The organism is Flavobacterium sp., from assembly GCF_046073885.1.
Classification (GTDB): Bacteria; Bacteroidota; Bacteroidia; order Flavobacteriales; family Flavobacteriaceae; genus Flavobacterium.
This window is the reverse complement of sequence record NZ_JBJTND010000064.1, coordinates 1-23,609: the sequence shown is the minus strand read 5'-3', so window position 1 is coordinate 23,609 and position 23,609 is coordinate 1. Positions and strand designations below refer to the sequence as shown.

The window sequence follows — 23,609 nt, the reverse complement described above, 5'->3', positions numbered from 1 at the left end:
TGATAAAATTCTTAATTTAAAATTCTTAATTATTTAGTAATCGCCTAATGTTTCTGGATTTTGCTCTAAACCTTTTGCTAAAAGTTCGTCATTCGGTGCTTTACCATGCCAAGCATGCGTATGCATCATATAATCTACTCCGTTACCCATTTCGGTATGCAATAAAACACAAACTGGTTTTCCTTTTCCTGTTTTATATTTAGCCGTGCTCATTCCGTTAAGGATAGCTTCTATATCATTTCCTTTAGCAATTTCAATAACTTCCCAATCGAAGGCTTCAAATTTAGCTTTGATGTTGCCCATGTTAAGTACTTCATCTGTAGAACCATCAATTTGTTTTCCGTTTAAATCAACAGTAGCAATAAGGTTGTCTACTTTTTTAGCCGAAGCATACATGATTGCTTCCCAATTTTGACCTTCTTGCAATTCACCATCACCGGTCAAAACATAAACTAAATTAGAATCATTATTTAATTTTTTTGCTTGAGCAGCCCCAATAGCAACTGATAAACCTTGTCCTAATGAACCAGAAGCCATACGAACACCTGGTAAATTATCATGTGTAGTTGGATGACCTTGTAAACGGGAATTTATTTTTCTGAACGTTGCTAAGTCAGCCACCGGAAAATAACCGCTTCTAGCTAAAACACTGTAAAATACAGGAGAAATATGACCGTTAGATAAGAAGAATACATCTTCTCCAATACCGTCCATATTAAATTCCGATTTACGGTTAAGAATGTCTTGGTATAATGCCACTAAAAATTCAGCACATCCCAAAGAACCTCCTGGGTGACCTGAATTTACAGCATGTACCATTCGAAGTATGTCTCTTCGTACTTGTGTTGTAAAATCTTGTAGTTGTTTAATGTCAGACATTTGTTGTAGTTAATTAATTTAATGTTTCAAAGATACTACATAGAAAATAGCTGATAAAAAAATAATTATACGACTTTTCAAAAGTTATTAAGATATTAAAAAAAAGCCCTAAAAAATTTAGAGCTTTCATATTATAAAGATTTATTTAGGTTGTTATCCTATGAATTTAGCAATTCCAAAGGCGGCTGCAGCTGCAATAAGTCCAATTGCAGTAACTTTTAATGCACCTTTAATAGGAGGTTGGCCGGTAACTTTACTTTTAAAGTAACCAAAAACAAAAAGACAAAGTGTTGTTATGCCTGCCGAAACTAGCAATCCTTCCTGTGGGTTAGTAGTAAAAAAATAAGCTGATAAAGGTAAAAAACCACCAACAATGTAGGCTGAACCAATTGTTAAGGCACTATTTCGGGCTCTTTTTGGGTGTGGTTCCTCTAATCCAAGTTCGAATTTCATCATAAAATCGACCCATTTTTTCTTGTCTTTTGCCAATTGATTCGCCAATAGTGTTTGTCCCTCTTCGTCAATTCCGTATTCGTCAAATATTTCTTTTACTTCATCAATCTCTTTTTGACGGTAATTATCTACCTCAAAATATTCTCTTTTTAACTCGCTTTCATAATGTTCTTGCTCGGTTTTTCCAGCAAGATAGCCTCCCAATCCCATGGCAATACAACCCGCAACAATTTCAGCTATTCCCGCCGTTATCACAATTGCATTGTTATCTACAGCGCCACTCAATCCAGCTGCTAATGCAAAAGGAACGGTTAGTCCATCACTCATTCCAATGACAATATCGGTGATGAATTCGGAGCTTTTTAAATGTTGTTCTTGGTAAATTACTTCATTACTCATCAGTTTTGTTTTTTAGTTTCATTAATAATGTATATGCTCCTTTGGTTACTATAGATTCATTAATTATTGGCTCAGCATCTAAAATTTCAATAAATCCATTTTCAGAATTTCCGGTTTTTATTTCGATCATTTGAAATTGATTTTTCTTAACTACAACAAAAATATATTCTTTACCTTCGAAATTAACAATAGCATCTTTTGGAAGCGCCAAACTATTTTCGCTTTTTATATTAATATCTGCATTCATATACATACCTGGTAATAATGTCTTATCGTAGTTCTCAAAATGGCAATGTACATCTGCAGTATGTTCATCAATAGACAAATCTTTACTTATCAATAAGATCTCACAAGGATGTTTTTTATCTGGCTGGTTATTGGTATAGGCTACTAATTTTTGACCAATGGATAATTTAGTTATGTCTTTTTCAAAGATTTTTAAATTTAAATGAATATCTAAAGGATTAATTAGTTCAAATAATACATCAGAGGGGTTTACGTATTTTCCAATATTAACATTCACTTTCGAAACAAAACCAGTAATCGGCGCATAAATATTTACGCTTTTAGAAATGTTTTTTTCTGATAGCGAACTCGGGTTCACATTGATCAATCTCAGTTTTTCTGCTAAAGCACTTAAGTTAATTCTTAAGGTTTTATATTCGTTATCTGATTGTTGAAAAACCTTGTCGCTGCTTGCCTGGTTTTGATTTAGTTCTTTTTGGCGTTGGTATTCTTTTTCGGCAAAAAACAATTTAGATTTTGTCGTCAAATAGTCTTGTTGTAATTGCACATATTGCTGGTCCTCCATTGTAGCAATAATTTCACCTTTGGCAATATGTAGCCCTGGCAATAATTTGGTTGAGGTTAAATATCCTCCAAGTGGCATACTAATCGAAATCATATTTTGAGGAGGGACATCAATTTTACCAGTTACTTTTAACACTGTAGAAATACTTCTTTTTTCGAGTTGTCCCGTTTCTAAGGTGGTATTTTTTAGTTGTGCATCGGTAATTGAAACTAAATTTGTAGTTGTAGTAGTTTTTATGGTTTTTTCTTCTTTCTTAGAATTGCATCCAATAAGAAATACTATAAGACATGAAATTATTAATAATTTTTTCATTTTTATTGTTTTGAAGTAAGGTAATTAAGTTGAATAATTAAGTTGTTATGGTGAATCACAGTATCAATATAATTACTTTTAATTGTGATGCTTTGATTAGTAAGAAGAACCCAATCAAGATAGTTAATTTCACCATTATAAAACTGTTTTTTTGCAGTTTCAATAATTGTTTGTGCATTTGAAAGTGCTATTTTTTCAAAATAATCTAATTTTTCTAGATCTTTTTGATATTGCAAAAGTGCATTTTGATAGTGCATTTTGAGTTCTAATTTTCCTCTTTGGAATTCATTTTCAGAAATGCTTTCCTGTATTTTAGCTGCCGTTATTTTAGCTTTTTGAGAACCTCCAAATAATGGAATTCCAAGACCTATTTGACCCGATTGAAATCGAGTTGATTTATCATAAACTATATCGTTAGCACCAGTTCCAGTTATTGAAGTATTATTATATCCAAAGTTCAGGCTTGGTAATAATTTCGATTTTTCTAATTTAGTTGAAGCCAAACTTATTTTTTTTTGTTGCTCTAAAACTTTAAGATTTGGATGTTGCGCAACCAAAGTGCTATCAATAGTTTTATCTAAAATTAATTTCAAATTTGTTGCTTTCGGAATAAAATCGGTTTCGGAATTTAATAGTAATTGAAACTGACTTTTTACTATTTCTTTTTCTTGTTGCAACTGAATTAATTGGAGAAGAATACTGCCGTGTTGGTTTTCAGCTGTAGTTTTTTCCAGGATATTACTTTCTCCTTTTTGAAATCGCAAATTGGATTTCTTTTGAAATTCTAAAAATAAAGTGTCACTTTTTTGCAAAAGCTTTTCTTTTTCATTCAAATATACCAAGGTGAAAAAACTTTCCGAAACTGCTTTTTTAAGCTCGGCTTCTTTCATAGCCACTAATAAATTTGCTGATTGTCCTTCTTCTTTAAACAGTTTTTTTTGTCGACTATAAACTGTAGGAAAATTAAAAGTTTGCGAAATTCCGAAACGATTGTCATTGTAAAAGCTATTAATTTGCCCATAATCAGCAACGATATTTGTTGTAGGAAGATTGACTGCTGATTTAATTAATTTCTCTTGATAATTGGCTTTTAATCGTTCGTTTTTAATACTTAAATTATTTTTCAAAGCAGTTTCTATTGCTGTTTGTAAAGTAATAGGCGTTTGCGCATTTGTATTAGAAAAGGAAAGGGAAACCAGAAGAATAACTAGTGCAGTATTTTTTTTGAATTGATTAAAATTAACCCCTATTTCAAAAATCACATATAGTATTGGTAGCACAAACAGAGTTAAAAAAGTGGCTATCATTAACCCGCCAATTACTACTGTTGCTAACGGCCGTTGTACTTCCGCACCAGCACCATTACTTACTGCCATTGGTAAGAACCCTAAGGATGCTACAAATGCAGTCATTAATACAGGACGCAAACGCACTTTGGTTCCCATCAGAACAATTCGATGTAAATCGGTCATACCCTCAGATTTTAATTGGTTAAACTCTGTAATTAATACAATTCCATTTAATACTGCAACTCCAAATAAGGCAATAAACCCAACTCCTGCGCTAATGCTAAAAGGCATTCCGCGTAACGCCAATAAGAAAATCCCTCCTATAGCAGAAAGTGGTATTGCAGAATAAATTAGTAATCCGTGTTTTACCGAATTGAAAGCAAAAAACAACAATAAAAATATTAGGAATAATGATACAGGAACTGCAATCATGAGGCGGTCTTTAGCTTTGTTTAAATTTTCAAAAGCACCGCCATAGGTAGTGAAATATCCTGCCGGATATTTAATTTGTTTTTCGGCTTTTTGTTGTAATTCGTTGACAATGCTTTGCACATCGCGACCTCTTACATTGAAACCAACAACAATTCTACGTTTGGCATCTTCTCGTTGTATTTGATTTGGGCCATTTTTAATTTCTACATTAGCCAATTGCGATAGCGGTATTTGAGTTCCTTGTGGTGTTGGAATTAGTAAATTCTTTACATCTTCAATATCTTTTCGCTGGTTATTGTTAAGCCGAACCATTAAATCAAATCGTTTTTCCCCTTCAAAAACTAAGCCTGTACTTTGACCTGCAAAGGCGGTATTAACTACTTTATTTATGTCTTCAATTGTTAATTGATATTGTGCAATTATGTTCCGGTTGTATTCAATAATAACTTGAGGCATTCCTGTAACGGGTTCAATATATAGGTTTTGAGTGCCTTTTACAGTGTTTGCTATTTTACCTAATTTTTGAGCATATAAAGCTAAAGTATCTAGGTTTTCACCAAATATTTTACAAACTACATCTTGTCTTGCTCCTGTCATTAACTCGTTGAAACGCATCTGCACCGGATATTGAAAACCAGTAGTAATTCCGGGAACATTTTCTAAGGCTTTACCCATTTTGGCTGCCATTTCATCAAAAGTTTTTGCTGATGTCCATTCTTCTTTATCTTTCATTACTACAATCATATCGCTGGCATCCATCGCCATAGGGTCTGTTGGAACTTCCCCGCTACCTATTTTTGTAACTACTTTTTCAACCTCAGGAAATTGTGTTTTTAATATATGAGCTGCTTTTTGTGTACTTTTAATAGTGGTATTTAAATTACTTCCTGTAAGTACCCTAGTTTCTACAGCAAAATCTCCTTCTTCTAATGCAGGAATAAATTCTCCACCTAAAGAAGTTATTATAATCACTGCTAAAAAGAATAGAGTTACAACTGTTGAGATTACAATTTTAGGATAATTTAATATTTTTTGAAGTAAATGTTGGTATTTCATTTCTACTTTTATCATTATTTTGTCTGAAAGATTTGGCTCGTGTTTTACTTTTTTACTTAAAAATAGTGCACTCATCATTGGGATGTAAGTAAGTGATAGAATGAAAGCTCCTAATAATGCAAAAGCAACAGTTTGCGCCATTGGTTTAAACATCTTTCCTTCAATACCTTGTAAAGTAAAGATTGGAAGGTATACGATCAAGATAATGATTTGACCAAAAACCGCACTGTTCATCATCTTGCTGGCCGAAGTTTGCACTTCTTTATCCATTTTCTTTTGAGATAACTCACTTTCATTTTTGAGTTTTTTACTGTGAGTTAATTGGTGCATAACGGCCTCTACAATAATCACAGCACCATCAACAATTAATCCAAAATCTAACGCTCCAAGGCTCATAAGGTTACCGCTAACGCCAAAAAGATTCATCATTATTATGGCAAATAACATTGCTAACGGAATCACGGAGGCCACTAATAATCCTGCTCTAAAATTTCCAAGGAAAACAACCAAAACAAAGATTACAATTAACGCCCCTTCTAGTAAGTTTTTTTCTACGGTTCCTATTGCGTTATTTACCATTTTTGTTCTGTCTAGAAATGGTTCTATAATTACACCTTCGGGTAAAGTTTTTTGGATTAAAGCTACTCTTTCTTTTACATTTTTAACAACATCACTGCTGTTTGCTCCTTTTAGCATCATAACAACGGCACCAGAAACTTCTCCTTGATCGTTATAGGTCATCGCTCCGTACCTTGTGGCAAAACCAATTTTAACATCGGCAACATCTCTAATAAAAAGAGGAGTTCCACTTGAATTAGATTTGATAGCGATATTTCCAATATCTTCTATATTACCAATAAGCCCTTCACTTCTAATAAATAAAGAGGTGGCACCTTTTTCAATATACGATCCACCAGTATTTTGGTTATTTTTTTCTACTGCATTAAATACATCACTTATGGTTAAGCCATATGATTGCAATTTATTTGGATTTACAGCAATTTCATATTGTTTTAACTTACCTCCAAAACTACTTACTTCGGCAACTCCTTTTACTCCAAGTAATTGCCTTCTAACGATCCAATCTTGAATAGTTCGTAATTCAGTTTCATTATATTTTTTTTCATAACCTTCTTTAGGTCGAATAACATATTGATAAATTTCTCCTAGGCCTGTTGATACTGGGCCTAGTTCAGGAGTGCCTATTCCTTGAGGAATTTGACTTTGAACTTTTTGAAGTCGTTCGGCAACTTGTTGTCTAGCCCAGTAAATATCGGTTTCATCATCAAAAACCATCGTGACTAAAGATAATCCAAACCGTGAGAAGCTTCTAATTTCTTTTAATCCGGATATATTATTGTTTGCTTGTTCTATAGGAAAAGTTACCAACCGTTCAATATCGGTTGCACCAAATGAAGGGGCGATGGTAATTACCTGAACTTGATTATTAGTAATGTCTGGAACAGCATCTATGGGAAGTTTTGAAACTTGGTAGATTCCATAAAAAAACAATACAAAAGTGAATAATCCTATTAGGAGTTTATTCTTAATAGAAAATTCAATTATTTTATTAAGCATAATATTTAATTGATTTATTAATTAATTAATAGATAGATTTCAAATAGTACTATTTGAAATAATTAATTCGATAGGAAATAAGGATCAACTAAATTTTGGGGGTTGCCAAATATAATTTGAAAATGTAGAATTACTAAAATGAGGATAATATTTAATTAGTTTCTTTTTATCTGAGTTTATCAAAATAGTATTGAAACAAAATTTTAATTCGTTTAAAATGATTACTTGATTGGAATTACTGTTTGTATCAATAGTTTTAAAAGGTAGCTTAGAGTCTTTTTCGAAATCTCCATCATTTATGGTTTCAGAGGAATAGTGCATGCATAAAAACTTCCAAAGGGTTATTTTCGTGTCTTTTTCATGATGCTCAGAAAAATGTTCTACCAAGATAGGTAATTTCAATAGCTGTTTTACTTCAGTTAATGAAATAAGGAAAAAAGTTAAAAATGTCAAGGCAATAATCCTTTTCATATTATATTTACTGTTAATGAAATATATAAAGCAAATTTACTCAAAAATTAAATATAATTAGTTGTATTTATTCATTATTAATTCATTCTTAAGATTATTTAATGAGGTTATCTTATTTTTGATTTATCTGTTAAATTAAAGTTTAAAACCCAAAACCTAAAATCTAAATAAATTATATTTGCCAATTGAAAATGCCTATATGAAATTCGATTTATTACAAAAAGACCCAAATTCTAAAGCTCGAGCGGGAAAGATAACTACCGATCACGGTGTTATTGAAACTCCAATATTCATGCCTGTGGGAACCGTTGCTTCGGTGAAAGGGGTGCATCAAAGAGAACTTAAAGAGGAAATCAATCCCGATATTATCTTAGGTAACACCTACCATTTATACCTTCGTCCGCAAACTGAAATTCTTGAAAAGGCAGGTGGTTTGCACAAGTTTATGAATTGGGATCGTAATATTTTAACCGATTCGGGTGGATATCAAGTGTATTCGCTTTCGGCAAATAGAAAAATAAAAGAAGAAGGCGTAAAGTTTAAATCACATATTGACGGTTCCTATCATTTTTTTACACCCGAAAATGTGATGGAAATTCAAAGAACCATTGGTGCCGATATTATCATGGCTTTTGACGAATGTACGCCCTATCCATGTGATTATCGCTATGCACAGCGTTCCATGAAAATGACACACCGATGGTTGGATCGTTGTATCAATCATTTGGAAAAAGTACCAACTAAATATGGTTACGATCAAACTTTCTTTCCAATTGTGCAAGGAAGTACCTACAAAGATTTAAGAATGCAATCGGCCGAATATATTGCCAATTCCAATCAACAAGGAAATGCTATTGGCGGATTATCTGTTGGAGAACCAGCCGAAGAAATGTATGCTATGACTGAGGTTGTTTGTGATATCTTACCCGAAGACAAACCGCGTTATTTAATGGGTGTTGGAACTCCAATTAATATATTAGAAAATATTGCGCTAGGGGTAGACATGTTTGATTGTGTGATGCCAACGCGTAATGCCAGAAACGGAATGTTATTTACAGCTAACGGAACCATAAATATTAAGAATAAAAAATGGGAAGCCGATTTTTCACCATTAGATGAAATGGGAATTACATTTGTAGATACCGAATATACCAAAGCGTATCTTCGTCATTTATTTGCTTCAAATGAATATTTAGGAAAACAAATTGCAACCATTCATAATCTTGGTTTTTATATGTGGTTAGTGCGTGAAGCAAGAAAACATATCTTAGCGGGAGATTTTAGAGTATGGAAAGAGATGATGGTAAAACAAATGAGCCAAAGACTGTAACGGATTTGCATGTTAACAATATTAGATAAATACATACTAAAGCGCTATTTAAGCAATTTTTCAGTGATGATATTGTTGTTTATTCCTATTGGGATAACCATTGATGTGTCTGAAAAGATTAATAAAATGATTGAAAATCATGTGCCATTCTCTGCTATCGCTCAGTATTATCTAGATTTTACAATTTATTTTGCCAATTTATTATTTCCGATATTTTTGTTTTTGTCGATTATTTGGTTCACTTCCAAACTGGCAAATAACACCGAAATTATTGCCATATTAAGTTCCGGAATTTCTTTTACACGATTTTTACGTCCTTATATTATTGGGGCAACCATCGTTTCGGTATTTGCTTTGTTAATGGGTTTTTTCTTGGTTCCCAAGGCAAGTGAAGGGTTTAATAATTTCAGGTATACCTATTTAATTGGGAATGGCCAAAATGAAATGCGAGACAATTCCGATGTATATCGTCAAATAAATAAGGAAGAATATATTTATGTAAGTAATTATAATTCGGATTCTAAAATGGCTTTCAATTTTTCGATGGAACGATTTGAAAAAAACAAATTGATTTATAAAGTCACCGCCGATAGAATTACCTACAATCCAAAAAAAAGAAATTACACCTTATTTAATTATACCAAAAGAAAAGTAGGGCCTTTAGGAGATTTTATCCAATCGGGTAGTGTAAAAGACACAGTTTTTAAATTTGATCTTGAAGATTTAACTCCTGTAGTTTATATTGCAGAAACGCTAACCTACAATAAATTAATACATTTTATTGATAAAGAAAGAGAACGAGGTTCTTCAAATATCAATGTTTATTTGGTGGTTTTATATAAAAAATACAGTATTCCAATTTCAGCTTTTATTCTAACAATTATTGCCGTCGCAGTATCTGCAATGAAGCGAAGAGGAGGTATGGGAATGAACTTAGCAATCGGGATTTTATTGGCTTTTGCTTTTGTTTTCTTAGATAAAGTATTTGGAGTTTTGGCCGAAAAATCATCTGCCCCACCAATTATTGCCGTGTGGATACCTAATTTAGTTTTTGGTATCTTAGCATTATTTTTACTTCGAAATGCTAAGCGATAACACAAAAAGTTATATAAAATTAAACTGGATAGTTTTTATCTGGGGATTCACCGCTATTTTAGGGAGACTCATTACTCTTGATGCATTACCATTGGTATGGTATCGCATGCTTTTTGCAGTTTTTTTTATTTTTTTGTATAATAAGTATACCAAAACTTCGCTAAAGTTTCCTAAAAAAGTAATTTTAAAGTTTTTAGTCGCCGGATTGGTAATTGCACTGCATTGGTTTACTTTTTTTAGAGCCATTAAAGTATCCAATGTATCCATAACCTTAGCATGTTTGTCAACGGGTGCCTTTTTTGCATCCATAATTGAACCTATATTTTTTAAGAAAAAGATAATATGGTATGAAATCTTCTTCGGCTTACTGGTTGTTGTGGGTCTTTCTATTATATTTAATGTGGAAGGCAAATATTCTGAAGGGATAATTCTTGCTCTAATTTCGGCTTTTCTATCTGCCTCCTTCGCTGTAATCAATAGTAGATTTGTTGTGAATTATGAACCTAAAGTAATTTCGTTTTATGAACTTTTAGGAGGTGTACTATTCTTTTCACTGTTTTTATTGGGTAGCTCGAGTTTTAATGCTTCCTTCTTTCAAATTACCCTCAATGATTTTATGTATTTATTGATATTGAGCTCGGTTTGCACGGCCTATGCGTTTATTGCATCAACTTCGGTTATGAAATATCTAAGCCCTTATACCGTGATGCTAACCATCAATTTAGAGCCTATTTACGGAATACTTTTAGCCGTTCTAATATTTAAAGATAAAGAACACATGAGTCCTACTTTTTATCTTGGGGCATTTATTATTTTACTTACTGTAATCTTAAATGCAGTTGTAAAAGCAAAATACAAAACCACTTAAAAGATTTGTTTACAACTTATACTTAAAAATTGCTTTTAGAGTAGATTTAAAATTTTATATTTGTACTTCAAATTTAATTAAACGCAGCAAAACTATGGAATACTTAGATTTTGAGCTTCCTATAAAAGAATTAGAAGACCAATTAGATAAATGTGAAATTATTGGTTTGGAATCCGATGTAGATGTTACCAACACCTGCAAACAGATAGAGAAGAAACTAGAAGAAACCAAGAAAAATATATATAAAAATCTAACGGCTTGGCAACGAGTTCAATTGTCTCGTCACCCAAATAGACCGTATACTTTAGATTATATTAACGCTATTTGTGGCGATACATTTTTAGAACTTTTTGGAGATAGAGGTTTTAAAGATGATAAAGCCATGATTGGTGGATTGGGTAAAATTGATGGTCAATCATTTATGATTATTGGTCAACAAAAAGGGTATAATACTAAAACCCGTCAATACCGTAACTTCGGAATGGCAAATCCTGAGGGTTATAGAAAGGCTTTGAGATTGATGAAAATGGCCGAAAAATTCGGTGTTCCTGTAGTTACTTTTATTGATACTCCAGGTGCTTATCCAGGATTGGAAGCCGAAGAAAGAGGGCAAGGGGAAGCTATTGCAAGAAATATTCTTGAAATGTGCCGACTTAAAGTGCCAATCATCTGCGTAATTGTAGGAGAAGGAGCTTCAGGTGGTGCTTTAGGAATAGGTGTTGGAGATCGTGTTTTAATGATGGAAAACACTTGGTATTCTGTTATTTCCCCTGAATCATGTTCTTCGATTCTATGGAAAAGTTGGGAGTATAAAGAGCAAGCAGCGGAGGCGTTAAAACTAACTTCTGCCGATATGAAAAAACAAAAATTAGTAGACGATATTATTCCGGAGCCTCTAGGAGGAGCACATTATGATAGAGAAACTACTTTTAAAACAGTACAGCAATACATAACCAAATTTTATAAAGACCTAAAAGATTTATCAACAACGGAGCTAGTAGCTCAAAGAATGGATAAATACAGTAAAATGGGTGAGTATAAGGAGTAATTTTCCTATAAAAGATTAAAATCCGGAGCCCTTTGGTTTCGGATTTTTTTTTGGTTGTTAACAAAAATCGTTTAGTTATCAACAAGACAAGGTAATAACTAAACTTTAATAAAAACTAAGAATTGGTTACTTTCGCTATATGGAAAATATCAAAAATTTAAATCCTTTACGAGTAGAAAAAACTCCGATTATCAGTCTAGAAAAAGGCAAGCTACCTCCACAAGCACTCGAGCTTGAGGAAGCAGTTTTGGGTGCGATGATGATTGATAAAAAAGGGGTGGATGAGGTTATTGATATTTTACAATCAGAGGCGTTTTATAAAGACGCACACAAACACATCTTTGAAGCCATTTTTCAGTTATTCACAGATTCTCAGCCTATTGACTTATTAACGGTTTCTTCTCAGTTAAAAAAGAATGCCAAATTAGAATTAGCAGGTGGTGATTATTACTTAATTCAGCTTACGCAAAAGATTTCCTCTTCGGCGCATATTGAATTCCACTCGAGAATTATTCTACAAAAATACATTCAGCGCAGCTTGATTCGAATTTCAAATGAAATTATTGAAGAATCATATGATGAAACTACCGATGTTTTTGATTTGTTAGACAAAGCCGAAAGCAGATTGTACGAAGTGACACAAGGAAATATCAAACGAAGTTCCGAAACGGCACAAAGTTTAGTTATTCAGGCGAAAAAGCGAATTGAAGAAATTGCCAATAAAGAAGGTCTATCCGGAATTGCAACTGGTTTTGAAAAACTTGATAAAGTAACCTCGGGGTGGCAACCTTCCGATTTGGTTATTATTGCTGCTAGACCTGGTATGGGTAAAACGGCATTCGTACTTTCTATGGCGCGAAATATCGCCATTGATTTTGGCCACCCTGTTGCATTATTTTCACTTGAGATGTCATCGGTTCAGTTGATTACCCGTTTAATTTCTTCTGAAACCGGTTTATCTTCGGAGAAATTGCGTACCGGAAAATTAGAAAAACACGAATGGGAGCAACTTTCTGTGAAAGTAAAAGACCTTGAAAAAGCGCCTTTATTTATTGATGATACTCCATCATTATCTATATTTGATTTACGAGCCAAAGCGCGTCGATTGACTTCTCAGCACGGAATCAAGTTAATTATTGTGGATTACTTACAATTAATGACTGCCGGCGGAAACGGTAAAGGTGGCGGTAATCGTGAGCAAGAAATTTCAACAATCTCTCGTAACTTAAAAGCCTTGGCTAAAGAGTTGGAAGTGCCAGTGATCGCGCTGTCGCAATTATCGCGTGCGGTAGAAACTCGTGGATCGAGCAAAAGACCATTGCTTTCCGACCTTCGTGAATCGGGAGCGATTGAGCAAGATGCCGATATCGTTTCGTTCATTTACCGTCCGGAATACTACAAAATTGAAGAGTGGGATGATGATGAGCAATCACCAACAGAAGGTCAGGCAGAATTTATTATTGCAAAACACCGTAATGGTTCTTTAGAAAACATCCGATTGAAATTCATTGGAAACCTTGGTAAATTTGATAATTTAGAAGAATACGGTTCTGCTTTTAATGATTTGCCTTCTAAAATGAACCTGGATGATAATCCGTTTTTCACCAAAAACTTACCATCCCCAAATGAAGCGTTTGGAAGTAATTTAAATTCAAATGACGACGACAGTGATGTTCCGTTTTAGAATAAAAATTTAGCTTTTTCTTTACAGTTTTATCTACTATCTTTGAGAAATCGATTCCGTTTTGGGATTGAATAAATTTTTGATGAAATGCTTTTCAAAAAACAGTATTTAATTTTTCTTTTGTTGATTTCCTTTTCTATGAAGGCAAATTTTATTTTGCTTCCAATGGATGAAACTTCGCAAAAAAATCACTTAAAAGCCTACGGAATTACTTATTGGTGCTTGGATAAAAAATATAAAGCGAGTTGGTTGCTAAACTATCGTGGAGGTTCTTTTTTATTACCCGATGCTCCAGAAATTAGAAAGGAATGTCAAATTCGTGGCGTGAGTTTTGAGATTTTATCCGATGCAGAAGAAGAATCCATATTGGCAGATATTTCGTCTCCTTCTCAAAATATGGAAACCGTAATATTAGAAAAAGCACCCAAAATTGCGGTTTATACACCCAAAGGAAAGCAACCTTGGGATGATGCGGTAACGATGGTTCTGACTTATGCTGAAATTCCGTTTACACCAATTTATGATGAAGAAGTACTATCGGATCAATTGATATTATACGATTGGTTGCATTTGCACCACGAAGATTTTACAGGTCAATACGGAAAATTTTATGGAGCTTATAGAAATGCCCCTTGGTATATAGACCAAAAGAAAGAAGCAGAGGCCTTGGCAGCCAAACTTGGTTATGGAAAAGTATCAGAAGAGAAACTGGCTGTTGCCAAAAAAATACGCGATTTTGTAATTGGCGGTGGCTTTATGTTTGCCATGTGTTCTGCTACGGATAGTTTTGATATTGCACTTTCAGCTGAAGGAGTTGATATTTGTGAACCCATGTTTGATGGTGATGACAGTTCTCCTAATTATCAAGCGTTAATTGATTACAATAAAACCTTTGCTTTTAAGAATTTTATCTTAGATAGAAAGCCAGATCATTATGAGTTTTCGGATATTGATATGACTGAAAAAAGAAAAATTCCAATGGAAAAAGATTATTTTACTTTGATGGATTTTTCGGCTAAATGGGATGTGATTCCGAGTATGCTGTGTCAAAATCACACCTCATTAGTGAAAGGATTTATGGGACAATCTACTGCTTTTGATAGTGAGTTGATTAAATCGAATGTATTAATTCTTGGACAAAATGAATTAAATAGCGAAGCGCGCTACATTCACGGACAAAAAGGTAAAGGCTTTTTCACTTTTTATGGTGGACATGATCCTGAGGATTATCAGCATCGAGTAGGTGATGCGCCAACAGTATTGGATTTGCATCCCAATTCACCAGGATTCCGATTAATTCTAAACAATATTTTATTCCCTGCGGCTAAGAAGAAAAAGCAAAAAACATAATAAATATCTTAAAATAAAAAATCCCAAACTCTTTAGTTTGGGATTTTTTTTAGCCCTGATAGTAGTGAAAATCCTTTTATTTTTTCTGAAAAAATGAAAGATTGTAACGAATAGCAGGAATAGCTTCTAAAATGATTACTTATTGTTTTCTATAATGTAATTCAATACTTTGGTCATCAAGTGCACGCGATCTTTACCAAAAACATTGTGTTTTGCCATTGGATAAGGGAAAAAGTCAACTTGTTTTTGAGCCTCGATGAACTTTTTCACTAATGCCAAGTTGTGTTGCATCACTACGGTATCATCACTGGTTCCGTGAATTAATAATAGTTTGCCTTTTAAATTATTTACATAATTTAGGGTGTTTGCCTCATCGAAACCTTTTTGGTTTTCTGCAGGGGTATCCATATAGCGCTCTCCATACATCACTTCATACCATTTCCAATCGGTTACAGGGCCACCCGCAACACCAACTTTAAAAGTGTCTGGTTTTCTCAACATTAATGAAGTGGTCATGAATCCACCAAAACTCCATCCGTGAACGGCAAGACGGTTTCCATCAACATAAGGTAATGATTTTAAGTATTCAACCCCTTTCAGTTGGTCTTCCATTTCGTTTACACCCAATCTTCCGTGGATTACGCTTTCAAAAGCAAAACCTCTATTGTCTGAACCTCTGTTGTCTACTGTGAATACTAAATAGCCTTGTTCTGCCATCCAGTACATCCAAAGATTAGCACCATCTAAAAAGGAATTGGTAATCATTTGCGCATGCGGACCTCCGTATACATAAACTAAAACAGGGTATTTTTTGGTTGCATCAAAGTTGCTAGGTTTGATTAAACGGGTGTATAAATCGGTTGTTCCATCAGCAGCTTTAATGGTTTTAATTTCGGAAGTTCCAATTTGGTATCCGTCGTATTTGTTTTTGCTAACCAATAGGGTAGTGGCATTTAACTTAGCATCATATAACAATGATTTTGATGGTGTAGAATGATTAGAAAATTCATCAAAAAAACATTTTCCATCGGTAGACACAGCAACGGTGTGTACTCCTTCCTCTTTTGTAATTAAGGTTTGTTTACCGCTAAGAGTTACTTTGTATACTAACATGTTGGTTGCATTGGCTCCGGTTGCTTTGAAATAAATCTCAGTTCCTGTAGGATTTGTTCCAATGATTTCTCTTGCAGGGAATTTATTGTTGGTTAATTGTTTAATTAATTTGCCTTCAATAGTATAGTAATACAGGTTTTGAAATCCCTCTTTTTCACTAAACCATACAAAGTTATTGGAGTTGGCATTTGGGAAAAAAGCCTCATGTTCTGGCTCTACCCAAGCATTATTTTTTTCATTTAATATCGTTCTTATAAAAGCACCTGAATTGGCATCGTATACATTTAAATACATGTCGTTTTGCTCACGGTTTAACTCGGCAATCAAAACGTATTTTTCATCAGGAGTCCATGAAAGGTTGGTTAGGTAGTCGTTTGCATTTCCGCTTTTAGGAGCAATAAATACGGTTTTGCCTGTTGCTAGATTGTAAATACCTACTCTTGGTTTTTCTGATTTTTGTCCGATCATCGGGTATTTTAAATTTTCTAATTTACCCGGAGTTTCATTAATGTCCAATAAAGGATAATCGGCCACTTCACTTTGGTCTTTTTGATAAAAGGCCAAATAAGATGATTTTGGAGACCAAAAAATACCGTTTTTTATTCCAAATTCATTTCGAGAAATAGATTGTCCTGAAACAATTCCTTTATTTGTCTCATTGGTTACCGTTATTTTTTCTTTGTTTTTATTGTAGAAATACAAATTGTTATCTACTGTAAACGCTAGATTATTTTTAGCAGCATCAAATGTTTGGTTTTCTTCCGAATCGGAACTTACTTGAATGTTTTTTCCTGTTTTAGAAGTAATGGAATAAATGTAGTATTTTCCATTTTCAGAAATTAAAAACGAAGAAGCATCAATCCATTCCAATCCTGCAAAGCTTTTTAATTTAGTTCCTAAAGCAGAGTTGATTTCAGTCAATGTAACCAATTCTTTTGCTTTACTATCTGCAGCTGAGGCTTGCATCATTTTTGAATTGGCGTCAGTGTAATACACATAGTTCGTGGTGTTTGGAATCCATTGGAAACCAACCAATTTATCTGCTCTAAAGGCTCTTGCCTGTTGCATTACTGCTTCGTCTAGCGTAAATGTTTTTAATTGTGCTTGTGATGTGAAAGCTGCAAACAAACTTAAAGCTAGTATTAATTTTTTTAACATGGTCTTAAATTTTTTAATTGTAAATGTGTTAGTACACTTTAATTATACTTTGTTACAAATGATTAATCTTCCTCTATTTCAAATTCGGCGTCTTTTTCCCAAATCTCCATTTCACAGGGCTTGCAGTTGAATTTTAATTTGTATTCCAATTCTCCTTGCTTTAATACTAATGGCTCTTTTACTTTTACGCCAAGGGTGTCTTTATGGTATTTAGGACATTTTTCTAATTCGTATTTGATGCAATATTTGGTTGTCATCACCCTCGATTTACCTGGATCCCATTGCAATTCGAATGCCTTTTCGATTTCGGTAACGCCATGTCGTTCGTAAAACTTACGCGCCAATTTATTGGAAACATTGTACATAAAATCCAATTTTGTTTCCGGATAGGGATGCGATGTTTTTACGATTGGTTGTTCTTCAACGTGGTAGTTTTCTAATCGAATTTCGGTTAATTTCTCAAAAACCAATCTTCGCATTTCGTTAATTTTTGAAATAGGAAGAAACCAATTCTCCGAAAACTGAATTGTAATTTCATCTGCTGTATAAGGTGTAAATCCAGTTTTTGCTAAATTTATTTTGAAATTTTCCTCAATCGATTCGTTGTTTTTTGTCGGCTCTTTAGGGTGTTCTATATTTACAGAACTTACATTTCCATCTTCATCGGTAGCTGTTAATTCAAATCCATTTTCTGACTCCGTGAGTAGTAATTTAGTGCTTATTTTTCGAATGGCACTGTCTTCTCTTTCAACAATTTTAATGAATGCAGCATCGTTATTTCGGTAAATAAAGGTACCGCCCTTAATTTCTTTCAATACATTTGGGTAAACAAAACCATTTTCAGCTCGGTTTACATAAATTCCTTCCGCTTCATTATCATCATTAATGTAGCACAATCCGTCTCCATTATTTAATAAGTTTCCGTTTTCAATTTCATAGGAATTTCCAACGGTTCGAATTAGTTTTCCAATATATTGTCCTTTCGATTTTGGGCTTTCCCAAGAACCGATGGATTGGTGTCTTTCGTTAACAAAATAATCTGTATACCCTCTGTTAAAAGTTCGGTTTAAAGACGAATCAAAAGTATAAGTACATTTTCCTGAAGACGCTTTGGTGTACTTTTCATTACCTTCTAAAAATGAATCTAATTTTTGTCTCAAATACGATACATTATTCTTTACATAAACTACATCTTTTAAACGGCCTTCAATTTTAAAGGAGCAAATTCCAGCTTCAATTAAATTCGGAATTTGATCGGATACATCCAAATCTTTTATGGAAAGAAGGTGGCTGTTTTTAATTAAAGTATCCCCATTTCCATCAATTAAATTATATGGTAAGCGACAGTTTTGGGCGCAAGACCCTCTATTTGCAGATCTTTCGCCATTGGCAACACTCATATAACAGTTTCCACTAAAAGAAACGCACAAGGCACCGGTTACAAAGAATTCTAGCTCCACATCGGCTGTGTCACTAATTTCTTTTATTTGATGCAAATTCAATTCACGTGCCAATACCACTCGTTTTATTCCGGCATCTTTTAAGAATTTAATTTTATCGGCATCTCTATTGTTAGATTGCGTACTGGCATGAAGTACAATAGGCGGTAAGTCCATTTCAAAGATAGCCATGTCCTGAATGATAAGGGCATCGACTTTAATTTCGTATAAATCCCAAATCATCTTACGACACGTTTCTAACTCATTATCATATAGAATCGTATTAATTACAACAAATACCTGAGCATTAAATAAGTGGGCGTATTTCACCAATTCGGCAATATCTTCAATAGAATTGGTGGCATTTGATCGTGCTCCAAATTGGGGTGCTCCAATATAAAGTGCATCGGCACCACTATTGATGGCTGCTATGCCTTGTATTAAATTTTTAGCTGGAGCTAATATTTCTATTTTCTTTTTCATTAGAAGGGGTTTTTATAACTTAGTTTGTACCAAGTTTTAAAGCCCACAAAGTTCTAATTTTTTGTTGGAGTTATCTAATGGAATTTTGGATTTTTATAAAAAAAAATAATCTATTGGAGATATTTTTATCTTATGAATAAATGAGCTCTTTGTTGTTATTTAAGTTTAACGAGAAAAATCCTTTTACCTTTTTGTTAGGTACATACACAATTATTACAATGAATTGATTTTCATTTTCTGTAGTCAATAAAATATGTTCAAATGTTTCGGTGGTATCTCGGTAAACTTTGTAAACTAAATTACTTTCATCTATTCTTTTTGAAACAATTTTAAATCTTTTTAAATCATTTACAAAAGGCCAAATGTTGAACATATTTTTTCTTGGATCAACAATTTCAACCATATTTGTTGTTCTGGTTGATTTGAATTTTTCTAAAGTCAGTTCTTTAGGCGCTTTCTTTGAACGTAATTTAATTATAATAGCTATTAAAACAAGAACAGTTGCAATAACTAATAAAAAGGTAAAGTGCAGGTGAAAATGATTATGAATAGTCATGTTAATATGTTTTAATTCACTGCAATTTAAGAAATATATAAATCTTCAAATACGATAATTATCATGTATATAAAAAAAAATCCCAATCGTTAGATTGGGATTTTAAATAAGTAAGTTGAATAAGTTGTACAAACGTTTTTTATTTCACTTTTTTCACGATAGCTTTAAAAGCTTCTGGGTGATTCATTGCTAAATCAGCAAGAACTTTACGGTTCAATTCGATACCGTTAGCTTTTACTTTCCCCATGAATTGAGAGTAACTCATTCCTTCTAATCTAGCACCAGCGTTAATACGCATAATCCATAGAGCACGGAAGTTTCTCTTGTTTTGTTTTCTATCGCGATAAGCGTAAACCATCGCTTTTTCAACTGCGTTTTTAGCAACAGTCCAAACGTTTTTACGACGACCAAAGAAACCTTTGGCTTGCTTCATTATCTTTTTTCTTCTTGCTCTTTTAGCAACTGAATTTACTGATCTTGGCATAATTTTCTTGTTTTTTTTGTAGCAGGCGTCCCGAATTTAATCAAGGGAACTTAAGGCCATACTCCAAGGTTATTAAATTTGTTTTAACCTAAAGAATTTTTTAGTTATAAGTAAATAGTGATTAGTGATTTGCAAATATGCTAATTACTAAAAGCTAATTACTAGTTACTAATTATATAATTCTTAATTGTTGTTTAATGCTTTTCATGTCTGTACTGTGAACCAATGCAGCATGTGTTAAAGCTAATTTACGCTTTTTAGATTTCTTGGTCAAAATGTGACTTTTGAAAGCGTGTTTTCTTTTAATCTTTCCAGAGCCAGTAACTTTAAAACGTTTCTTAGCACTAGATTTTGTTTTCATTTTAGGCATAATTTCCCTAATTTATTTAAATTCAACTTACTTACTTATTTTTCGTTCAAGGTTTAATTTTAATAAAACCTGAGACTATTTTTTCTTTTTAGGAGCAATGTACATGATCATTCTCTTTCCTTCTAAAACTGGTAAAGCTTCTACTTTTCCAAAATCTTCAAGGTCTTGAGCCAATCGTAATAATAATATTTGACCTTGCTCTTTATAGATGATTGATCTTCCTTTAAAGAATACAAACGCTTTTAATTTTGCTCCTTCTTTAAGGAATTTTTCGGCATTCTTTCTTTTAAAGTCGTAATCGTGCTCATCTGTTTGAGGACCAAAACGAATTTCTTTAACTACAATTTGTGTCGACTTAGCTTTTAATTCTTTGTCTCGTTTCTTCTGCATGTAAACGAACTTTTTATAGTCCATTATTTTACATACAGGTGGCTCAGCATTAGGAGAGATTTCAACCAAGTCTAATTCTAATTCATCGGCTAGACGCAAAGCATCCGCTGTTTTAAAAATTCCTGGTTCTACATTGTCTCCTACAAGACGTACTTCGGGAACACGAATAAAATTATTTATTCTGTGTTCATCTTTTTTTTCTACTCGAGGTTGATACCCCTTGTTGTTTCTAATTGCTATGGCTTTATAATTTTAGTTAAACTTCAAATGTTTTTAAGGTTTTGGCAACTTCTTCATTAATAATTGCAACAAAATCTTCTATTTTGACTGTAATATTTCCTTTTCCTTCTTGTCCGTGTTTTCTAACAGAGACCGTTCCGTTTTTCTCTTCTTCCTCACCAACAATCAGCATAAACGGCATTTTTTGAACTTCCGCATCTCTAATTTTTTTACCAATTGTCTCGTTGCGGTTGTCAATTAGGGCGCGAATTTCGTTATTTTCTAGCAGATTTAAAACTTTTTCTGCATATTTTTCATATTTCTCACTCAAAGACAGGATAATAGCTTGCTCTGGCATTAACCAAAGTGGGAAATTTCCTGCGGTATGTTCAAGCAAAATTGCTATAAAACGTTCCATCGATCCAAACGGTGCTCGGTGAATCATCACAGGTCTGTGTAGCTTGTCATCAGCGCCTTTATAGTTCAATTCAAAGCGCTCCGGTAAGTTGTAATCCACCTGAATTGTTCCTAATTGCCATTGTCTTCCCAATGCGTCTTTCACCATGAAATCCAATTTCGGACCATAAAAAGCAGCTTCTCCATATTCAACAACGGTATTCAATCCTTTGTCTCGAGCGGCATTGATAATTGCATTTTCAGCTTTCTCCCAATTTTCATCGCTTCCAATGTATTTATCTCTATTTTCTTGATCGCGTAACGAAATTTGTGCAGTGAAGTTTTCAAATCCAAGCGAACTAAATACATAAAGTACCAAGTCGATTACTTTTTTGAACTCACTATCTAACTGATCCGGAGTACAAAAAATATGCGCATCATCTTGAGTAAACCCTCTTACACGTGTTAATCCATGTAATTCGCCACTTTGTTCGTATCTGTAAACCGTTCCAAATTCAGCATAGCGTTTTGGTAAATCTTTGTATGACCAAGGTTTAGTATTGTAAATTTCGCAGTGGTGCGGACAGTTCATAGGTTTTAATAAAAACTCTTCACCTTCGGCTGGAGTATTTATAGGTTGAAAGCTATCTGCTCCATATTTTGCATAATGACCAGAAGTCACATACAATTCTTTTTGTCCAATATGCGGAGTAACCACTTGTTCGTATCCTGCTTTTTTCTGAGCTCTTTTCAAAAACTGCTCCAATCTATCGCGCAAAGCAGCTCCTTTTGGTAGCCACAATGGCAACCCCTGACCAACTTTAGTTGAAAAAGCAAACAAATCCAATTCTTTACCTAATTTTCTATGGTCTCTTCGTTTTGCCTCTTCTAGTAATTCTAAATAATCAGTTAAATCCTTTTGCTTAGGGAATGATATTCCGTAAACTCGAGTTAGCTGTTTATTTTTCTCGTCACCACGCCAATAAGCACCAGCAACACTCATTACTTTCATAGCTTTAATGATTCCTGTATTCGGAATATGACCTCCACGACACAAATCAAAAAAGTTAGCATGGTCACAAAAAGTTATTGTTCCATCCTCCAAATTAGAAATTAACTCGGTCTTGTATTCGTTGTTTTTATATACTTCCAATGCTTCCGCTTTACTCACCGGACGCATTTTAAACTCATGTTTTTCTCTAGAAATTTCTAAAACGCGATCTTCAATAGCTTTAAAATCGGCATCCGAAATTTTGTTATCACCAAAATCAACATCATAATAAAACCCATTTTCAATAGCAGGTCCTAAGGTTAATTTGATTCCCTTAAATTTTTCTTCCAATACTTGCGCCATAACATGCGAAGTAGAATGCCAGAACGCTTTTTTACCCTCTTTATCATTCCAAGTGTACAATACCAAAGAACCATCGGTGGTTAATTCCGTCGAAGTTTCTATAGTGGTACCATTAAAAGATGCCGAAATTACATTTCGAGCCAATCCTTCACTTATGCTTTTCGCAATATCCATAGGAGTTGAGCCATTTTCAAACTCCTTTACCGAACCATCTGGTAGCGTAATCTTTATCATTCCTAAAATTTTATGGACTGCAAATATAGAAGATTAACGAAACACATACAATATATATAGGTAGAATATGTTAAACTATTTTTTTTCAGGAGCGAATCCTGGTGCTTTTTTGCAAAGATAGTTCCTGCTTTCGTCTATAGTCTTGCTTGAGTCAAGCAAGCGCAACCGTCTCAATCAGGGCTAGGAGAGAGATTTCGAAACTATTTTTTGTTTTTAAAAGAAAAAAGTTAGGATAACAACCTTCATAGAATCAAGGGGTTAAAAAGTAGAAAAGCAAGAGTTGCATAAAAAAGCGTTATTTTTTTTGATTTTCTGTAGTAAAATAGTTGCAGGATATAAATAAAAGCTTACCTTTGCC

At 33.6% G+C, this 23,609-nt stretch carries 18 protein-coding genes; 6 read left to right on the top strand and 12 right to left on the bottom strand.

What is annotated here, in order from left to right; all coding sequences use genetic code 11:
• Positions 1-33: 33 nt before the first annotated feature.
• The 5 genes from ACKOWY_RS08400 to ACKOWY_RS08380 all read right to left on the bottom strand — a co-directional run bounded on the left by ACKOWY_RS08400 (position 34) and on the right by ACKOWY_RS08380 (position 7,680).
• A complete protein-coding gene (locus ACKOWY_RS08400; protein WP_408940991.1) occupies positions 34-879 on the bottom strand; it encodes a transketolase in 846 nt (281 codons plus the stop codon).
• A 153-nt stretch (positions 880-1,032) separates the two neighbouring features.
• The gene (locus ACKOWY_RS08395; protein WP_408940990.1) at positions 1,033-1,731 is read right to left on the bottom strand and encodes a VIT1/CCC1 transporter family protein; all 699 of its coding nucleotides are present in this window, start codon (positions 1,729-1,731) and stop codon (positions 1,033-1,035) included.
• Entirely contained in the window at positions 1,724-2,854 is a 1,131-nt protein-coding gene (locus tag ACKOWY_RS08390; protein WP_408940989.1) for an efflux RND transporter periplasmic adaptor subunit, read from the bottom strand. The genes ACKOWY_RS08395 and ACKOWY_RS08390 overlap by 8 nt, the downstream gene beginning before the upstream one ends.
• Before the next feature lie 2 nt (positions 2,855-2,856).
• Positions 2,857-7,209 carry a CusA/CzcA family heavy metal efflux RND transporter gene (locus ACKOWY_RS08385; protein WP_408940988.1) on the bottom strand — a complete coding sequence of 1,451 codons (4,353 nt, stop codon included), beginning with the start codon at positions 7,207-7,209 and terminating at the stop codon, positions 2,857-2,859.
• A gap of 84 nt (positions 7,210-7,293) precedes the next feature.
• Positions 7,294-7,680, bottom strand: a complete 387-nt coding sequence (locus ACKOWY_RS08380; RefSeq protein WP_408940987.1) for a hypothetical protein — start codon at positions 7,678-7,680, stop codon at positions 7,294-7,296.
• 199 nt (positions 7,681-7,879) lie between these two features.
• Between ACKOWY_RS08380 and tgt the strand changes: the two genes are divergently transcribed.
• The 6 genes from tgt (at position 7,880) to ACKOWY_RS08350 (ending at position 15,055) form a co-directional block, all read left to right on the top strand.
• Positions 7,880-9,010 carry a tRNA guanosine(34) transglycosylase Tgt gene (gene tgt, locus ACKOWY_RS08375; RefSeq protein ID WP_408940986.1) on the top strand — a complete coding sequence of 377 codons (1,131 nt, stop codon included), beginning with the start codon at positions 7,880-7,882 and terminating at the stop codon, positions 9,008-9,010.
• Positions 9,011-9,019: 9 nt separating this feature from the next.
• Positions 9,020-10,105: an LptF/LptG family permease gene (locus tag ACKOWY_RS08370; protein ID WP_408940985.1), complete on the top strand. Its 1,086-nt coding sequence runs from the start codon at positions 9,020-9,022 to the stop codon at positions 10,103-10,105.
• Positions 10,092-10,973 (top strand): DMT family transporter, encoded by an 882-nt coding sequence (locus ACKOWY_RS08365; protein ID WP_408940984.1) that lies wholly within the window; start codon positions 10,092-10,094, stop codon positions 10,971-10,973. The genes ACKOWY_RS08370 and ACKOWY_RS08365 overlap by 14 nt, the downstream gene beginning before the upstream one ends.
• A 94-nt stretch (positions 10,974-11,067) precedes the next feature.
• Positions 11,068-12,021 carry an acetyl-CoA carboxylase carboxyltransferase subunit alpha gene (locus ACKOWY_RS08360; protein WP_408940983.1) on the top strand — a complete coding sequence of 318 codons (954 nt, stop codon included), beginning with the start codon at positions 11,068-11,070 and terminating at the stop codon, positions 12,019-12,021.
• Positions 12,022-12,160: 139 nt separating this feature from the next.
• Positions 12,161-13,705: a replicative DNA helicase gene (gene dnaB, locus ACKOWY_RS08355; protein ID WP_408940982.1), complete on the top strand. Its 1,545-nt coding sequence runs from the start codon at positions 12,161-12,163 to the stop codon at positions 13,703-13,705.
• 138 nt (positions 13,706-13,843) lie between these two features.
• Complete coding sequence (locus ACKOWY_RS08350) at positions 13,844-15,055, top strand: asparagine synthetase B (protein ID WP_408940981.1); 1,212 nt, start codon at positions 13,844-13,846, stop codon at positions 15,053-15,055.
• A 135-nt stretch (positions 15,056-15,190) separates the two neighbouring features.
• On the opposite strand, the gene ACKOWY_RS08345 is transcribed toward ACKOWY_RS08350, so the two are convergent.
• From ACKOWY_RS08345 to thrS, 7 genes are all read right to left on the bottom strand, one after another.
• The gene (locus tag ACKOWY_RS08345; protein ID WP_408940980.1) at positions 15,191-17,326 is read right to left on the bottom strand and encodes a DPP IV N-terminal domain-containing protein; all 2,136 of its coding nucleotides are present in this window, start codon (positions 17,324-17,326) and stop codon (positions 15,191-15,193) included.
• A gap of 62 nt (positions 17,327-17,388) precedes the next feature.
• Entirely contained in the window at positions 17,389-19,248 is a 1,860-nt protein-coding gene (locus ACKOWY_RS08340; protein WP_408940979.1) for a peptidase U32 family protein, read from the bottom strand.
• 130 nt (positions 19,249-19,378) lie between these two features.
• Positions 19,379-19,804 carry a hypothetical protein gene (locus ACKOWY_RS08335; RefSeq protein ID WP_408940978.1) on the bottom strand — a complete coding sequence of 142 codons (426 nt, stop codon included), beginning with the start codon at positions 19,802-19,804 and terminating at the stop codon, positions 19,379-19,381.
• A gap of 139 nt (positions 19,805-19,943) precedes the next feature.
• Complete coding sequence (gene rplT, locus ACKOWY_RS08330) at positions 19,944-20,288, bottom strand: 50S ribosomal protein L20 (protein ID WP_408940977.1); 345 nt, start codon at positions 20,286-20,288, stop codon at positions 19,944-19,946.
• 172 nt (positions 20,289-20,460) lie between these two features.
• Entirely contained in the window at positions 20,461-20,658 is a 198-nt protein-coding gene (gene rpmI, locus ACKOWY_RS08325; protein WP_408940976.1) for a 50S ribosomal protein L35, read from the bottom strand.
• A gap of 75 nt (positions 20,659-20,733) precedes the next feature.
• Complete coding sequence (gene infC, locus ACKOWY_RS08320; protein WP_408941033.1) at positions 20,734-21,288, bottom strand: translation initiation factor IF-3; 555 nt, start codon at positions 21,286-21,288, stop codon at positions 20,734-20,736.
• Between the two features lie 16 nt (positions 21,289-21,304).
• Complete coding sequence (gene thrS, locus ACKOWY_RS08315) at positions 21,305-23,251, bottom strand: threonine--tRNA ligase (protein ID WP_408940975.1); 1,947 nt, start codon at positions 23,249-23,251, stop codon at positions 21,305-21,307.
• Positions 23,252-23,609: the final 358 nt, after the last annotated feature.

What these genes read in the sequence shown, in the direction of transcription:
- tgt (WP_408940986.1), top strand. Translation starts at nt 7,880, where the DNA reads ATGAAATTCGATTTATTACAAAAAGACCCAAATTCTAAAGCTCGAGCG.
- ACKOWY_RS08370 (WP_408940985.1), top strand. Translation starts at nt 9,020, where the DNA reads ATGTTAACAATATTAGATAAATACATACTAAAGCGCTATTTAAGCAAT.
- ACKOWY_RS08390 (WP_408940989.1), bottom strand. Translation starts at nt 2,854, where the DNA reads ATGAAAAAATTATTAATAATTTCATGTCTTATAGTATTTCTTATTGGA.
- ACKOWY_RS08345 (WP_408940980.1), bottom strand. Translation starts at nt 17,326, where the DNA reads ATGTTAAAAAAATTAATACTAGCTTTAAGTTTGTTTGCAGCTTTCACA.
- rplT (WP_408940977.1), bottom strand. Translation starts at nt 20,288, where the DNA reads ATGCCAAGATCAGTAAATTCAGTTGCTAAAAGAGCAAGAAGAAAAAAG.
- ACKOWY_RS08365 (WP_408940984.1), top strand. Translation starts at nt 10,092, where the DNA reads ATGCTAAGCGATAACACAAAAAGTTATATAAAATTAAACTGGATAGTT.
- ACKOWY_RS08385 (WP_408940988.1), bottom strand. Translation starts at nt 7,209, where the DNA reads ATGCTTAATAAAATAATTGAATTTTCTATTAAGAATAAACTCCTAATA.
- thrS (WP_408940975.1), bottom strand. Translation starts at nt 23,251, where the DNA reads ATGATAAAGATTACGCTACCAGATGGTTCGGTAAAGGAGTTTGAAAAT.
- ACKOWY_RS08335 (WP_408940978.1), bottom strand. Translation starts at nt 19,804, where the DNA reads ATGACTATTCATAATCATTTTCACCTGCACTTTACCTTTTTATTAGTT.
- ACKOWY_RS08380 (WP_408940987.1), bottom strand. Translation starts at nt 7,680, where the DNA reads ATGAAAAGGATTATTGCCTTGACATTTTTAACTTTTTTCCTTATTTCA.
- dnaB (WP_408940982.1), top strand. Translation starts at nt 12,161, where the DNA reads ATGGAAAATATCAAAAATTTAAATCCTTTACGAGTAGAAAAAACTCCG.
- ACKOWY_RS08340 (WP_408940979.1), bottom strand. Translation starts at nt 19,248, where the DNA reads ATGAAAAAGAAAATAGAAATATTAGCTCCAGCTAAAAATTTAATACAA.
- ACKOWY_RS08360 (WP_408940983.1), top strand. Translation starts at nt 11,068, where the DNA reads ATGGAATACTTAGATTTTGAGCTTCCTATAAAAGAATTAGAAGACCAA.
- ACKOWY_RS08350 (WP_408940981.1), top strand. Translation starts at nt 13,844, where the DNA reads ATGAAGGCAAATTTTATTTTGCTTCCAATGGATGAAACTTCGCAAAAA.
- rpmI (WP_408940976.1), bottom strand. Translation starts at nt 20,658, where the DNA reads ATGCCTAAAATGAAAACAAAATCTAGTGCTAAGAAACGTTTTAAAGTT.
- ACKOWY_RS08395 (WP_408940990.1), bottom strand. Translation starts at nt 1,731, where the DNA reads ATGAGTAATGAAGTAATTTACCAAGAACAACATTTAAAAAGCTCCGAA.
- ACKOWY_RS08400 (WP_408940991.1), bottom strand. Translation starts at nt 879, where the DNA reads ATGTCTGACATTAAACAACTACAAGATTTTACAACACAAGTACGAAGA.